The organism is Enterobacter sichuanensis, from assembly GCF_009036245.1.
Classification (GTDB): domain Bacteria; phylum Pseudomonadota; class Gammaproteobacteria; order Enterobacterales; family Enterobacteriaceae; genus Enterobacter; species Enterobacter sichuanensis.
In genome coordinates this window covers 4,416,268-4,431,977 of the sequence record NZ_CP027986.1, presented here as the reverse complement: position 1 = coordinate 4,431,977, position 15,710 = coordinate 4,416,268, and the positions used below count along the sequence as shown (strand labels likewise).

General features: G+C 58.1%; 7 protein-coding genes. 6 read left to right on the top strand and 1 reads right to left on the bottom strand.

What is annotated here, in order from left to right; all coding sequences use genetic code 11:
• The first annotated feature begins 80 nt into the window (after positions 1-80).
• The 6 genes from C1N69_RS21465 (at position 81) to C1N69_RS21440 (ending at position 12,712) form a co-directional block, all read left to right on the top strand.
• Complete coding sequence (locus C1N69_RS21465) at positions 81-5,828, top strand: Ig-like domain-containing protein (RefSeq protein ID WP_155031844.1); 5,748 nt, start codon at positions 81-83, stop codon at positions 5,826-5,828.
• A gap of 44 nt (positions 5,829-5,872) precedes the next feature.
• Positions 5,873-6,778: an OmpA family protein gene (locus tag C1N69_RS21460; RefSeq protein WP_155031843.1), complete on the top strand. Its 906-nt coding sequence runs from the start codon at positions 5,873-5,875 to the stop codon at positions 6,776-6,778.
• Positions 6,779-7,007: 229 nt separating this feature from the next.
• Positions 7,008-9,266: a type I secretion system permease/ATPase gene (locus C1N69_RS21455; RefSeq protein ID WP_155031842.1), complete on the top strand. Its 2,259-nt coding sequence runs from the start codon at positions 7,008-7,010 to the stop codon at positions 9,264-9,266.
• Positions 9,263-10,501 carry an HlyD family type I secretion periplasmic adaptor subunit gene (locus tag C1N69_RS21450; RefSeq protein WP_059386141.1) on the top strand — a complete coding sequence of 413 codons (1,239 nt, stop codon included), beginning with the start codon at positions 9,263-9,265 and terminating at the stop codon, positions 10,499-10,501. Before C1N69_RS21455 ends, C1N69_RS21450 begins: the two co-directional genes overlap by 4 nt.
• A 1-nt stretch (position 10,502) precedes the next feature.
• Complete coding sequence (locus tag C1N69_RS21445) at positions 10,503-11,978, top strand: TolC family protein (protein WP_059386142.1); 1,476 nt, start codon at positions 10,503-10,505, stop codon at positions 11,976-11,978.
• 47 nt (positions 11,979-12,025) lie between these two features.
• Entirely contained in the window at positions 12,026-12,712 is a 687-nt protein-coding gene (locus C1N69_RS21440) for a response regulator transcription factor (protein WP_126801530.1), read from the top strand.
• A gap of 51 nt (positions 12,713-12,763) precedes the next feature.
• Here the strand turns inward: C1N69_RS21440 and C1N69_RS21435 are convergent, their stop codons facing one another.
• The gene (locus C1N69_RS21435) at positions 12,764-15,598 is read right to left on the bottom strand and encodes a transporter substrate-binding domain-containing protein (protein ID WP_244956313.1); all 2,835 of its coding nucleotides are present in this window, start codon (positions 15,596-15,598) and stop codon (positions 12,764-12,766) included.
• Positions 15,599-15,710 lie beyond the last annotated feature (112 nt).

The following is a 15,710-nucleotide window of genomic DNA, read 5'->3' as shown; positions in this document are numbered from 1 at the left end:
GCCAGGAAGTGAGGCTCCTGCACCGGAGCCTCCGCAAAGTTTCAGACCAGAACATAAACAGAATTCATTTGGAAAATTGTATGAAAAAGACCATTACTTCTCACAACAATACCGAAAATATCGCTGCGATGGCGACGTTGCCACCGCTGCCGACGGACGTTTTACTGTGGAACGACTACCAGTTCCCGCGTGAAATTCGCAACGGCGATCCGAGCGAAGATAACACCCCAACCTTTAGCGGTAAGGGTGAACCGGGCATGACGGCGGTGATCGACCTCGGTGGCGGTCAGAGCGTTCGCGTACCCGTTAATGCTGAAGGTAACTGGAGCTGGACGCCTGCGCCTGCGCTGGCTGACGGCGATTATACCTGGTCTGTTGCGCTGGAAGACGCGCAGGGTAACCGGGGGCCTTCTACCGCACCCATCAGCTTCACCATTGATACGTTGGGTAACGCGGTCTCCATCAGCCATGCTGAAGACAACACCGGTACGCTGACCAACCCGCTGGCAAGCGGCAGCAGCACGGATGACGTGAACCCGGTTATCGTGGGGACGGCGACGCCTGGCTCCCTGGTAACCCTGTACGTTGATGGCGAACCTGTTGGCTCGATGACCGCTGACCCGGTAACCGGCGAGTGGGCAATTGAGATCGACCCGGCGCTGGAATCGGGTAAAACTTACTCCATTACCGCGGGTGAATATAACGGCCCGGGTGAAAACCCTGCGCCGACGCGTCCGTTCCTGCTGACCATCGACACTGTTGTGCCGACGGGCACCTTCGATCGCATCGAAGATAACCAAGGCCGTTATCAGGGCGATGTGGCGAACCCGGGCGTCACCGATGACACCACCCCAACCCTGCACGGTACTGGCCGTCCGGGTGATATCGTGTTCGTGCGCAACGGCAGCGACATCATTGATTCTGTCACCGTACGTGCCGACGGCAGCTGGGAATATACCCTGCCTGAGCAGACGAACGGCACGGCGCTGGACGTCAGCGTGGTCTTCCGTGGCCCAACCGGTGTGGAAAGCGCCCCGACTGCGCCGTGGAAGCTGGTGATTGATACCGAAGCACCGAACAAACCGGTTATTGGTGACGTGGAAGACGATCAGGGTCCGGTTGTTGGCCCAATTCACAACGGTGACACTACCGATGACACGCAGCCTGTATTCAGCGGCGAAGGCGCCGTACCGGGTGATACCGTTGAACTGATTGTTGACGACGAAGTTGTCGGTACCGCCATCGTCGGTGAAGACGGTAAATGGGAAGTAACCCCGGAGAAACCACTTCCGGAAGGCGAACATGAAGCGGTAGTCGTGATCACCGATCCAGCGGGCAACGCCAGCGATCCATCCGACCCAATCGGCTTTATCGTTGACACGCAGCCGCCGGTAAAACCGACGATCAATACCGTTTTTGATGACGCAGGTCAGCAGACCGGCAATATCGCGAACGGCGGTATCACGGACGACAGCACCCCGGACTTCACCGGTACCGCCGAGAAGGGCAGCCTGGTGTACATCATCGTGAACGGCAAAACCGTTGACTCGGTGACCGCAGACGCCGCGACCGGTATCTGGACCTGGACACCGGCACTGGGCCTGGCGAACGGTCATTACGACGTGAGCGTGGTGGCGCAGGACAAAGCGGGGCTGCGCTCCGAACCGTCTGACACCTTCTCGTTTGACCTGCTGGCAGGGGGTATTCCAACCGCGCCGGCCATCACGGACGTGATCGACGACGTTGACGCACACGTGGGTACGGTACAGAACGGCGGCATCACCAACGACGCGCGCCCAACCATTACCGGTACCGCGCAGGACGGCACCACCGTCTATCTGTACGACGGCACGAACCCGAACCCAATCGGCAGCGCCGTAGTGACGGGTGGCCGCTGGACCATTGATTTTGATACCGATCTGGCGCAGGGCGAGCACCGTTTCCGCGCGGTGGCAGAAGATGTAACAGGTAACCGCAGCCCGGAAACCGGTGAGTGGGTCATTATTGTAGACTCCGTCGATCCGCTGGCACCTACGGACATTGAGCTGTGGGACGACTTCGGCACGCCGGGTCTCATCGCCAATGGCGACACCACCGATGACAACACCCCAACCTACCGTGGTAAGGGTGAAGCGAACGGTACCGCGATTATCGATCTGGGTAACGGTACTACCGTGCGCGTACCGGTAGACGAGAAAGGTAACTGGAGCTACACCCCGGCACCTGCGCTGGCGGATGGTGACTACACCTGGAAAGTCGCGATTGAAGATAAAGCGGGTAACGTCGGTCCTGAGTCTGCGCCGATCCACTTTACCGTGGATACCAGCCACAACGGCGTATCCATCAGTCACGTGGTGGACGATCAGGGTGACTTTACCGGCAATCTGGGCAGCGGTAGCCACACCGACGACACGACCCCAACCGTGGTGGGCCGTGCGACGGCGGGTGCCCTGGTGAAAGTGTACGTTGATGGTCACTACATCGACAGCGTGCGCGCTGACGCCGTAACCGGTGCATGGCAGTACACCATCAGCCCGGCGCTGACGGCGGATGCGACCTATAAGATCACCGCCAGCGAAGATGCGGGCGCAGGTGAGAGTGCGCAAACCGCGCCGTTTGAGCTGACGCTGGATACCCGTGTGCCGACCGGTTCGCTGGATCGCGTCGCGGATGACGTGGGTCTGGTGCAGGGCGACCTGGCGAACCCGGCGGTGACCGATGACACCACCCCGACCCTGTACGGTAAGGGCGTGGCGGGTGATGTGGTCTTTATTTACGACGGCACCCGACTGATTGATTCTGTCACCGTGGGGCCAGCGAACACCTGGAACTTTACCCTGCCGCAGCAGAACAACGGCACAGCCCTGTCCCTGACGGCGGTATTCCAGAGCCCGACCGGCGTGAAGAGCACTCCAACGGCACCGTGGAATATCACCATTGATACGCAGGCACCGGATGCGCCAACGATCAAGGGCATGTATGACGATGCAGGCACGCTGATTGCCGACGGCAGCCGCTCACGCGACGCGACGCCGGAGCTGCGCGGTACCGCGGAGAAAGACAGCCTGGTGAAAATCTATGGCCCGGACAGCAAAGAGCCGATTGCCTCGGTTTATGCCGACGCGAACGGTGAATGGAAATGGACCTCGCCGGTGCTGTCCGATGCGAAACACGACTTCTACGTGAAGGCGCAGGACAAGGCGGGGAACGTCTCCGGTGAGTCCAACCACTACGGTCTGGAAGTGGACACGAAATCGACCACGCCGGTTATTCTCGGCGCGTACGATGATGTGGAAGGCGGCATCTACAAAGCACTGGTACCGAACGGTGGGCTGACCAACGACGCGAATATGGAGCTGCGCGGGACGGCGGAAGCGAACAGCATCGTTTACATCTACAACGCGTATAACGACGCGGTGCTGGATACGGTTAAAGCCGGTCCGGACGGTAAATGGAGCTGGGAGCGTGCGGTCGCGAACACCGCTGCGGGCCGTCCGCATATGTTCTACACCATCGCCAAGGACGATCTGGGCAACGTCTCAGCAAAATCGGCGACCTACTCACTGAACGTGGATACGGTCAATGCCGCGCCGGTGATCACCGGTTCATGGGATGACGTGCAGGGCGGGGTGTATAACGGTCTGGTGGGTAACGGTGGCGTCACCAACGACAGAACGCTGGATTTACGCGGCACGGCGGAAGCGGGCAGCGTGGTGTATATCATCAACCCGGCAAGTAATGGCGTGTATGGTTCGGTCACAGCAGGTGCGAATGGACAATGGTCATTCCCGCTGACCACCAACTATAACCAGACGTATAACTTCCAGGCTTACTCAATTGATAAAGCCGGAAACCGTTCGGTGAACTCAACGAACTTCGCGATTAGCGTGGATACGGTCAATGCCGCGCCGGTGATCACCGGCTCCTGGGATGACGTGCAGGGCGGTGTGTATAACGGTCTGGTGGGTAACGGTGGCGTCACCAACGACAGAACGCTGGATTTACGCGGCACGGCGGAAGCGGGCAGCGTGGTGTATATCATCAACCCGGCAAGTAATGGCGTGTATGGTTCAGTTACGGCAGGTGCGAATGGCCAGTGGTCATTCCCGCTGACCACCAACTATAACCAGACGTATAACTTCCAGGCTTACTCAATTGATAAAGCCGGAAACCGTTCGGTGAACTCGACCAACTTCGCGATCACCGTGGATACCGTGGTGGCCGCGCCAAACCTCACCGTTATCTCCGATAACGTGGCGGGCGGTAAAGTCGGTAACCTGGTTGATGGGGAGCGTACCAACGACAACCGTCCAACCATTACCGGTAATGGCGCAGAACCGGGTGCGAAGATTGAGATCGTGCTGGCGCTGGGGAACCAGGGATGGGCGAGTAACAACCTCGTCTACACCACCACGGCCAAAGCCGATGGTACCTGGAGCCTCGAGATTCCGAAGGCGCTGCAGGATGGCACCTGGTATTTCCGCGCCAGTCAGACTGACCTTGCGGGTAACAAGAGCGGTCTGGGTAACCAGCACTATGTTGTGGTCGATACCGTGGCGGCCGCTCCGGTCATTACGGCCGTCGTCGATAACGTTGCGGGCGGCAAGGTCGGTAACCTGGCTGATGCAGAGAAGACTAACGACAACCGTCCGACCATCACCGGTAACGGTGCGGAAGCGGGCGCGAAAATCGAAATCTGGCTGTCTGGTCCGACAACGGGCCCAGGCTGGACGAGCGGGAAGAATATTATTTACACCACCACGGCCAAAGCAGATGGGACCTGGAGCCTCGAAATTCCAACGGCGTTGCCTGATGGCACCTGGTACTTCCGTGCCAAGCAGACGGATACCGCGGGTAACACCAGCGCGTTAGGTGCTCAGCGTTATGTGACTGTGGAAAGCTGGTCACCTGAAAAATTCCTGATCACCAGCGTCAGCGGTGGGGGTTACTTCGATGTCGTCGGTGAAGTGATCACGGTGAAAGGTACGGGTGGAATTCCGGGCCATACCGTCAGTCTGAGAGGTGGCCCGAATTCCACGCTGGCTGGCACAACCGGACGCGTTCTGGATGATGGTACCTGGACCGTGACCTTAACGCTGGCGCAGTGGCGTGCTACCGGCCTGGCGGCCCCAGGCAACGGACCAGGGTTCAGCGGCGTGTTTAACGTGGTAGATACCTCGGATACCAGTATCCACACGTACAACGCTGTGCCAATCCGTGCTGATGGCATGCTGCTGAACAACACCCGCAGCATGCGTTCCTTCAGCGTTGAGGAAAACACCCAACCTGTTCATGAAGAACAGCGTGTGACCAGCGAGGAAAACAAACCGGCAAAAGCGCCTGTGGTGAATCAGGACGACGCTGATAAATCTGCTAAGCAGGACACTGCGACAGAACAAAAAGGCGTTGAGCACGCAGGCCAGGCAACCGAAGGATATGATGCCGTCAATCATACGCTGACGTTAGTGGGCGACGCGAAGGACAGCATCGATCTGAGTAAGCTGGTTGGTAAAGATCAGCAGGTTTCAACGATTGATATGAACAACGGCAAAGCGGATGTGCTGAATATCAACCTGAACGACGTGCTGACTCACGCTGAAAAAGATCTGTTCATCGCTGATGGCAACAAGCAGCTGATGGTGCAGGGGAATAAAGGCGATGTGGTGAACCTGAACGATCTGCTGCCTGACAACAGCGATCCGGGCAACTGGACCAACGCAGGTAACGTTAAGGTCTCCGGTGTGGAATACCAGGTGTACCACATGGAAAACCATGACGTGGAGCTGTTGGTACAAACCGGCGTCACCGTCAACGTGAATAATCACTAACTAAAACTTTTCCGGGCCCCCGAGAGGGGGCCCGTGGAGGATTTATGACTTTTTTCAAGACCTCTTTATTCGCGGCGCTGTTTACCTCCTCCGCAATTATGGTTCACCCGGCGCTGGCGGCGGAAAACTTTGGTAAGACGTATCAGCCCGTTGCGCCTGTCGGCCAGACGCAAACCCAGGTGGTTTACTACCGTGACGCCAGCAATACCGCAGGTGGTGCCGCGCATATTTATGTCGATAACGAGTTCCACGACGCCCTGCTGCCAGGCGGCTATACCGTTTTCTGTCTGGCGCCGGGCAAGCATAATCTCGGCGCGTATCAGAATGATGCGCCACAGTATCGCGGCAAAGAACAGGGCTACAACGTCGAGATGAGCGGCGGACAGACCTACTTCGTGCGCGTCAACCACACAATGAATGCCGTACCGGAAGCACGGACCCGCGAGCAGGCGGAAAAGGATCTGGTGGGGCTACGCGAGCAGATCCACGTGCTGTCCCGTGCCTCCAGTGTCGAAGCCTGTAAGAACCTTGCGCCACAGTACAAGGATTACACCCTCTCCGGGGATGTGATGTTCCGCTTTGGTCAGTCTGGCGTGAAAGGCGTTTCCGCTCAGGGCCATCAGGCCGTGAAAGATCTGGTGGCGACGATCAAACGTGAAAACGTTGAACTGAAGCAGATTCAGGTGATTGGCCACACGGACGCCATTGGCAGCGATCGCAGCAACTATGCCCTTGGTCTGAAGCGTGCCCAGACCGTCCGCACCATGCTGGCAGAAAACGGTCTCCCGGCGCGCCTGATGACCGCTTCCAGCGTGGGCAGCGATGAGCCTGTGGTGAACGACTGCGCGGCATCCGATAAAAAAGCCCTGATTGCCTGTAATGCGCCTAACCGTCGTGTGGTGGTGCGTGTCAGCGGTGGTCAGGATGTCAGTGCGCCAGCACAAAAGTAGTTTATTTTTCAGCTTCTTATGCCGGGTAGCGCTTCGCTTACCCGGCCATACTTTATGGAAAGCATTTTCCTACTCCTTCCTTTTTCGTGTCAAAAAATAAGCAGGTCCATTGAGACAGGTCTCATTAAGGCAAGACCATTCCGCGTGACAGAATATTCCTAATTCACTGCAAAAAGTTAATTTATCTTTTTGATTTAATTGTCTTTTAATAACCAGGAACACGCGAAATATGGAATCCTCAATGGCCAATACCCAGGAGGAACAGCTGCACACGCTCGCCCGCGATACCCGCCTGAATGACGACTCTCTGCTCAGAAGCATTGCCTGGCTGTCTGAGCATTATGGTCTGGGTAAAAGCGACGATGTTTTGCTGGCTGGTCTGCCTGTTGAACAAATCCTCACACCCTCTTTAGCGCTTGATGCGCTCAAAAACGCCGGTATCACCGGGGGGCTCATCAAGCGTAACAGCGCTGAACTGCCCGAGCAGGTATTCCCCATGATTCTGCTGCGCAAAGGTGCGGGCGGCATGGTGCTGCTTGCGCGCGAGCGTCGTAAAAATGCCGACGATAAATGGGATCTGTTCTACACCCTGATCATGCCGGAAGTGGGTAACGAGCCGGTTGAGCTGAACCATGAGGCGCTCAGCGAGCTGTATGTCGGTTATGCCATTGCGGCAAAGCCGACGGCGCGCATTGACAGCCGGGTCAGCGACATCGCGCCGCCGCAACCGAAAGGCCACTGGCTGTTCAGCACCCTGTGGCGCTACCGTAGCTACTACCGCAGCGCCGCGCTGGCCTCTGTGCTGGTCAACGTTCTGGCGCTGGCGTCGGTCTTCTTTACCATGAACGTTTACGACCGCGTGATCCCTAACCAGGCGTTTACCACGCTCTGGTCGCTGGCGATTGGCGTGCTGGTGGCGATGGTCTTTGAGGCCGTCACCCGTACGGTGCGGGCGCATCTGCTTGATACCGCTGGAAAGAAAGCGGATCTGATCGTTGGCAGCATTCTGTTTCGCCAGTCGCTGGCGGTCAAAATGGAGCATAAACCGGCCTCTTCCGGCTCGTTTGCCAACCAGCTGCGCGAGTTTGAATCCGTCCGCGATTTCGTCTCTTCCGCGACGCTGGCGGCGATTGCCGACCTGCCGTTTGTGCTGCTGTTTATCTGCATTATTTTTGCCATCGGCGGCTCGCTGGCCATTATTCCCCTGTTGATGTTACCAATGATCCTGGTGGTGAGCCTGCTGATCCAGTGGCCGCTGGCAAAAGTCATGAAAGCCAGCCTGCAGGAAGCCTCGTTAAAGCAGGGCGTACTGATTGAATCCATCGAAGGGATGGAAACCCTGAAGTCAGTGGGCGGTGAATCCTGGATGCAGAGCCGCTGGCAGAAATTCAGCGCCATGCAGTCCAGCAGCGCCGCGGCGTCCAAACACTACTCGACGCTGGCCATGAACTCGGTGAGCTTCCTGCAGCAGCTGCAGACGGTGCTGCTGATTGTGACCGGGGTATACCTGATTGATGCCGGTCACCTGACCCAGGGGGCACTGATCGGTACCGTGATGCTGGCGGGCCGCGTGACCGCGCCATTAAGCCAGGTGATTGGTCTGGCCGTGCGTTTTCAGCAGGCGAAGGCCGCGCTGAGCTCGTTGAACAGACTGATGGAGCATCCGACCGACCGCAGCAGCGAGATCGACTACATCAAACAGCCTGAGCTGAATGGCGACATTGAGCTGAAAGGGGTGACCTTCTCCTACCCGGCACCGCCGATGCAGCCTAACCCGGAGATCCTGAAAGGGGTCAACCTGACGATCAAGCCGGGCGAGCGCGTGGCGATTGTCGGCAAAATCGGCAGCGGCAAATCGACCCTGCTGCGCATCATTGCCCGTCTCTACACCCCGGTGAAAGGGCAACTGTTCAGCAGCGGGCTGGATGTAAACCAGATTGAGCCCTCCGACTGGCGTAACAACGTGGGCTTTGTCGGCCAGGAAGCGCGCCTGTTTTACGGCACCCTGCGTGAAAACATCATGATTGGCCGCCAGAACGCCTCCTCCGATGAATTCCTGCACGTGCTGCGCCTGACCGGGCTGGATCAGATTGCCGCGCGCCATCCTCGCGGGATCCACATGCCGGTGGGCGAGCAGGGGAACAGTCTCTCCGGTGGCCAGCGTCAGCTGGTGTCGCTGGCCCGTACGCTGCTGGCGAGACCCAATCTGCTGCTGCTGGATGAACCCACCAGTGCGATGGATTCCCAGACGGAAGCCCTTTTCTTACAACACCTGAAAGTCGCAACGGCCGGGCACACGCTGGTGGTGGTGACCCATCGCCCGTCGCTGCTGGCGCTGGTCGATCGCCTGGTGGTGGTTGATGACGGCAAAATCGTGGCCGATGGCCCTAAACAACAGGTGCTGGCCGCCCTGAACGGCGCACCGGCTAATGACAGTTCCCCTGCGAAAGCCACGCCAGCAAAACAGCCCGTGGAGGCGACCGCATGACATTCTTTAAACGTAACACCCAACAAAAAGCCCTCTCGGCGCGCGATGCCGCCTGGATGAGCGACATTCAGGAGGCGTTATTCTCCCAGACCACGCCAAAATCACGGTTGGTGCTGTGGCTGATCCTCGTCGTCTTCTGCGGCTTCCTGGTCTGGGCCCATTTCGCGAAAGTGGAGGAGATCACCAAAGGCGACGCCAAAATCGTCTCGAAAAGCCGCGAGCAAATTATCCAGAGCCTGGAGGGCGGTATTCTCGAAGAGCTGAACGTCCGTGAGGGCGACATCGTGGAGCCGGGGCAGGTGCTGCTGAAAATTGACCCGACCCGCGCCCAGTCCAGCTACCAGGAGACGCTGCGTAAAGTGGTCGCCCTTGAGGCCACCGTCGATCGCCTGCGTGCCGAAGCATATGGCCTGCCGCTGACCTTCAGCGACCGCGTGAAGCAGTACCCGTCAGAAGTGGAGCTGGAAACGCATGCCTATAACAGCCGCAAGCAGGCGCTGGAAGAGGGCATTGCCTCGCTGGAAAAAAGCTACCGCCTGGCGCAGAACGAGATCGCCATGTCCGAGCCGCTGGCCGCGCGTGGCCTGCTCTCGGAAGTGGAACTGCTGCGCATGCGCCGTCAGGCCAACGATCTGCAGTCGCAGATTGTTGAACGCCGCAACCGCTACCAGTCCGATGCTAACGCCGAGCTGATTCGCCAGGAGCTGGATCTGGTGCAGGCCCAGGAGAGCCTGACCGGACGCGCCGATGTGGTGAGCCGGACCACCATCACCGCGCTGGTGAAAGGCACGGTAAAAAACGTGCGTGTCACCACCATCGGCGGCGTTATCCAGCCGGGTGAACACATTATGGAAATCGTGCCGCTGGAAGACCAGCTGCTGGTGGAAGGGAAAATCAAACCGTCTGACGTGGCCTTCCTGCATGCCGGATTACCGGCGATGGTCAAGATCACCGCCTACGATTTCGGCATCTACGGCGGCCTGAAAGGGCACGTCTCTCTCGTCAGCCCGGACACGCTGAAGGATGACGCCAAAGCCGCCGCCGGTCGCCCTGACGACACCTACTACCGGGTGATGGTCTTAACCGACAGCAGCACGCTGACGGCGGGCGGTAAATCCCTGCCGATTATTCCCGGCATGATCGCCACGGTGGAAATTCGCACCGGTGAAAAAACCATTCTCGACTACCTGTTGAAACCTATCTTCAAAGCGAAGGAAGCGTTCCGCGAGCGTTAATATGAAAAGTGAATCTATTTTTATGCAGCGCCGTCTGGCGGCGCTGCTGACGGCCGCGGCTTGCCTGGCATCGGCCAAAAGTGCAGCAAATAGTGATGGCTTATTAGCCTTTGTGCCTGTGGACCCTGTGGTAAAATCTCGCATGGTGATGGCCTCCACGCCGCCGGCGCCCGCCGCGCCGCTGGTGGAGCAGGCGCCGGTGAAACCGGTGATTGCTGCGCCCAAACGCGAAACCCCGGCCCCGTCTTCAGCGGCCCGGGTACCCAGTGAACACGATATTCGCGAACTGTTTAATGACGCGGTCAATACCGCGCTGAGCATCAGCCCGGAAGTGCGTGGTGCGAATTTCAATACGGAAGCGGCAGAAGCGAACGTGGATGAAGCCAAAGGCCAGCGCTGGCCGCAAATTGACGTTGGCACCCGTTCCAAAAGCTATCAGTTTGGTGGCGGCGAGCGCCGCTACAGCGACAGCCGCCCGGCGGTCACCGTCAATATGGCGACCACACTGCTCGACTTTGGCCGCACCAGTAACACCATTAAAAGCCGTGAAGCATTGCATGACGCGGCAATCAATAACGTTGATGCGCAGGCGGAAGATATCGCCTGGCAGGTCAGCAGTTCACTGATTGAGCTGAGCAAACAGCGCCAGATCATCAGCCTGAGCCAAAAGTACGTGGCGCGGATGAACGAGCTGGTCGCCATGCTGGACGGGATTGTGAAGGTCGACCAGGGGCGTCGCAGCGAGCTGACCCAGGCCCGGGGGCGTCTGCTGCAGGCGCAATCTTCGCTGGATACGGCCGTCTCGCGTGCCCGTGATATTGAAATCACCCTTAATCGCCTGCTGGGCGATAAAAAAGTGCCTCTGCCGGCGGCGACCGTCTGGAACCTGAAGCCGGGTGAACTGACGTCACAGCTTTCGGCCATCGACAGCCATCCGACGATCCGTCAGGCGAAGGCGGAAACCGCGTCGGCGCTGGCGGATGCGGATGCGGCACGTTCGGCGTCATACCCGACGGTCACCTGGAACGTGGGCAAAAGTACCGGGCGTGACGAACTGGGGCGTGAGCAATCCTGGGAGACCGGCGTTAACGTAAGCTGGCCGATTTTCCGCGGTGGTTCACAGCGCGCCGCTGAACTCTCCGCCGCGCGTCGTGCTGACGCCAGCAGAGAAGCCATCGAAAAACAGTTACGCGATCTCGATAACCGCGTGCGTGCAGCCGATCACGATGCCCGCAGCATGCTGGAGCGCGCTGAGTTGTACCATGACTTAGCCTTTGAATCCGATCGCATTCGCCATGATTTCTTCGATCAATGGTACCACCTTGGCAGACGAACCCTGCTGGATGTGCTGAGTGCAGAAAGTGATTATTACGGTAACCAGGTGGCAGAAGCCACCAACCGCTTTGACGCTTACGCTGCTATTTTTCGTAGCTATGCCAGTGCGGGGACATTATTGCAGTGGCTGAGAAAAACATAATCAGCCATTTTATAATGAACCCCAGCAGGCACAGAAAGAGAGTGCAGATGAACCCGTTTTCAGGAAAAAAAATCTATATCGCCTTACTCGACGATCATCCGATTGTGCGCAAAGGGCTGGAAATTATTTTCAGCCAGGAGCCGGATTTCGAACTGAAGGGCAGCTTTGCCAGCCGCATTGATCTGATGAACTTCTTACGCACCAACCGTATTGATGTGCTGATCCTCGACTATTTACTCGGTGAGGACGACATCGACGGATTACCGATGATCAAACAGCTGATGAGCAATTTCCCGTGGCTGAAAATTTTGCTCTCATCGACGCTGGAAAATACCGCGATTGTCCGTCAGGCGCTGAAGGCGGGCGTGCGCGGGCATATCGGGAAAAGCCGCGACGCCTCGGAAGTGGTCGCGGCGGTACGCCAGGTGGCAGCGGGGCATATCTGCCTCTCCGAAAGCATGGAGAAAGAGTTTTATCTTATCTCCGAGCCAACGGCACCGGGTGAGGTGGAAGACGAGCAGCAGGTCATCGAGGGTATTGGCCGTCTGGATGAGCTTTCTCCACGGGAACTGGAAGTGTTACGCCTTTTCCTGTCCGGAATGTCGGTACTGCAAATTTCTGAGAAGTTCAGCCGGAGCCGCAAAACGGTCAGCGGCCAGAAGAAATCGGCGATGAGAAAGCTGGGGGTCAAGACCGACCCGGAGCTGTTCCTCTGGCACGACCAGCTGCTGTGATCCTCCACTGAGAGCCGCTTTTCTTGCCGGGTGGCGCTGCGCTTACCCGGCCTACTCCACGTTGCAGGCCCGTGCATTGCGCAGCGCCTTTGCCAGATCGCTAATCGAGCACGGCTTAAACAGACAATCGTTCATTCCCGCCTGTAAACACCGCTCCGTAATCTCATGCATCGCATTGGCGGTAAAGCCAATAATCCACGCCGGATCCCGACCCTGTTCGCGCTCGGCATCGCGTATCATGCCCGTCAACTGGTAGCCGTTAATGCCCGGCATATTGCAGTCGGTGATGATCACATCAAACGCCGTGTCGGCCCAGATGTTGAGCGCCTCATCGCCGCTGGCCGCCAGATGCGCGTGCTGGCCCAGCCAGGCCAGCTGTTTGGCCAGCAGGATCCGGTTTGCCGGGTTGTCATCCACCACCAGTACCTTCAGCGCCGGTAACGTTTCCTCTTCCGCCTGCGACGGGACGCGGGGGGTAACGGCACGGGTCACTTTGGGCAGGGAGAAGGTCGCCCGTACCGTGGTGCCGACCTGCTTTTCGCTGGTGAGGGTGAGCGTGCCATTCATGCTTTCACAAATGGTCCGGCTGATATAGAGCCCGAGTCCCGTTCCTGCCCGGCGGTTGTCTGCCTGGCTGAACGGTTTGAAGAGGGCGGCCTGCTGGCTGGCATCAATACCGACGCCGCTGTCCTGCACCTCAATCACAAACTGGACAGCGTCGCCCTCTTCCTGTTGCGATAAGGTCAGCGTTACGCCGCCGCGATCGGTAAACTTAATGGCGTTGCTCAGCAAATTGGAGAGCACCTGCTTAATACGCAGCGGATCGGCGTAAACCTCATACAGCGGCGTGGTCGGGAAGACTTTCTCCAGCCGGATATTCTTTTCAATCGCCACCCCCTGGAATACCCGCATCATGTTGTCGATGAGCTTGCCAAAATGCACCGGCTCCGGATTGAAATCGAGATGGCCGCCCTCGATGCGGGAGATATCGAGAATATCGCCAATCAACCCCACCAGCCCTTCTGCCGAGTCGTAAGCGACTTCCAGCGCCTGCAGATCGTGTTCGCCCCGGCGTCCTTTTTTCAGCACGATGTCCAGCATGCCGATAATCGCATTCATCGGGGTGCGGATCTCATGACTCATGGTTGACAGGAAGACCGATTTTGCCCGGTTAGAATCTTCGGCCCGCTCTTTCGCCTCGCTCAGCTCCGCCAGCAGCGATTCACGTTCCGTCAGCATCTCACGAAGCTGGCTGAGCTGTTCGTTCAGCTGTCGGCGCAGGGCGGCTTTACGCACGATCTGCCGACGTAAATAGAGCGCCCACCCCAGCGCCAGCAGCACCAGCACGGCGCTGAAGATGCCTGTGGCAATCAGCACCTCGCGATAGCGATACCAGAAGCTGTCCACCACCACCAGCTCGTTCGGTCGCCAGCGGTTCGCCAGATTCTCCATCTCAATAGGGGAGATGCTCAATAGCACTTTATCCAGAATACGTTGCAGTTCGGGGCTGGCCAGCCCCACGCCAAACGAGATCCAGACGGGGGAATCGCCGACGATCGACACCACTTTTAGACGATCCGGGAAGTTGGTGTAGATCTGATAATCCGTCATCACCAGAATGCCGAGCGCCGCGTCGGCATCGCCCTCGGTAATGCTGGCGAGCAGCTGCGATTCATTGCCCACGTGAACAATCTTGATCTCCGGGTAACGCTCGCGCACCCACTGCTCCACGGCAATGTCTTTGACCACCGCCAGGCGCTTGCCACGCAGATCGGCCAGGGTGTGGATGTCGTTGCGTGAGGTTGAGGTGGTCAGGGAAAATGCGCTGCGCAAGTAGGGGCGCGTGAAGAGGAGCTGAGACTGACGCGCCTCGCTGGGGGTGATTGACGCGAGCATATCCGCCTGGCCATGGTCCACCTGGGAAATTAACGCCTCCGTGGTCGTCCCGGTCTCAAAACTAAAGCGTAACCCGGTTCTCAGCGACACAACGGAAAAGAGGTCCGCCACCACGCCACGCAGTATGCCCTTGTTATCAATAAACGAGACCGGCGCAGCGTTATCCTGGCTGTAGATAAGCACCTTCACCTCGGGGTGACGGGCAATCCACGCTTTCTCCTGGTCGGTAAAATCCAGCGACTTGGTTCCCTGAGCAATATCGACCCGATCGGGCTGCCAGCGGCGATAGAGATCCAGCTTTTCCTCTTCGGGCACCGCGCGGAGAGTGGCGTTGATTAAGGCATTGAGCTGCGGGTTATTCTGGCTCAGGGCGAACCCGACTTCACGGTTGGACAGCCGGGAGAAGCGCTCGATATGGATATTGTTCAAATAGTTCCGGCTCAGGGAATAGCTGTTGCCCAGATAGGCGCGCGACTGCCCAAACGCCACGGCGCTGAGTGCGTCCTGATAGCTGTCAAACAGGCGAAAGCGGGCGTTGGGGTACGCCGCTTTCACCTGAGAAAGGGGGAGATAGTCCCTGACCATTGCCACGTCGGTGTCGGCAAGATCGTCCGCGAGGGGCCGGGTGTCCCGGTCGTTAATACCCAGCACCGGTTTATCGCTGGCGTAGGGCGTGGAGAAGACAAAGGCGTCGTTGGCATCAAAGGCGGCGACAGAGGGGATAAGATCGATATCACCGCGGGCCAGCGCCTGCCACAGCTCTTCCGGCGAGTCGTACATCCGGAGCTTAACCGGCAGATTCAGCTGCCAGGAGACCAGACCAAGATAGTCGGCGCTTAAACCCTCATACTCATGACGCATATTGCTCATACCGAAGGGGGGCGCGTCATAGCGCGTAATGCCGACGGTTAAATTTTGCAAACGCTTCAGCAGCGTGGCCTGCTCTTCGGTAAGCGGTAAACGGTGCATCCCCTCAATAGGGGTACGCATCAGAATCTTATATTCTTCGCTGTGTGCTGGCGGCATCACAAATAAAAATAAAACCAGAAGCAAAAAACGACGAAGGTAGTGGCGCATATCTTTTTATAACGCTCCTGAGGAT

Coding starts and splice junctions, on each gene's coding strand:
- C1N69_RS21455 (WP_155031842.1), top strand. CDS start 7,008: ATGGAATCCTCAATGGCCAATACCCAGGAGGAACAGCTGCACACGCTC.
- C1N69_RS21445 (WP_059386142.1), top strand. CDS start 10,503: ATGAAAAGTGAATCTATTTTTATGCAGCGCCGTCTGGCGGCGCTGCTG.
- C1N69_RS21435 (WP_244956313.1), bottom strand. CDS start 15,598: ATGCGTACCCCTATTGAGGGGATGCACCGTTTACCGCTTACCGAAGAG.
- C1N69_RS21465 (WP_155031844.1), top strand. CDS start 81: ATGAAAAAGACCATTACTTCTCACAACAATACCGAAAATATCGCTGCG.
- C1N69_RS21460 (WP_155031843.1), top strand. CDS start 5,873: ATGACTTTTTTCAAGACCTCTTTATTCGCGGCGCTGTTTACCTCCTCC.
- C1N69_RS21450 (WP_059386141.1), top strand. CDS start 9,263: ATGACATTCTTTAAACGTAACACCCAACAAAAAGCCCTCTCGGCGCGC.
- C1N69_RS21440 (WP_126801530.1), top strand. CDS start 12,026: ATGAACCCGTTTTCAGGAAAAAAAATCTATATCGCCTTACTCGACGAT.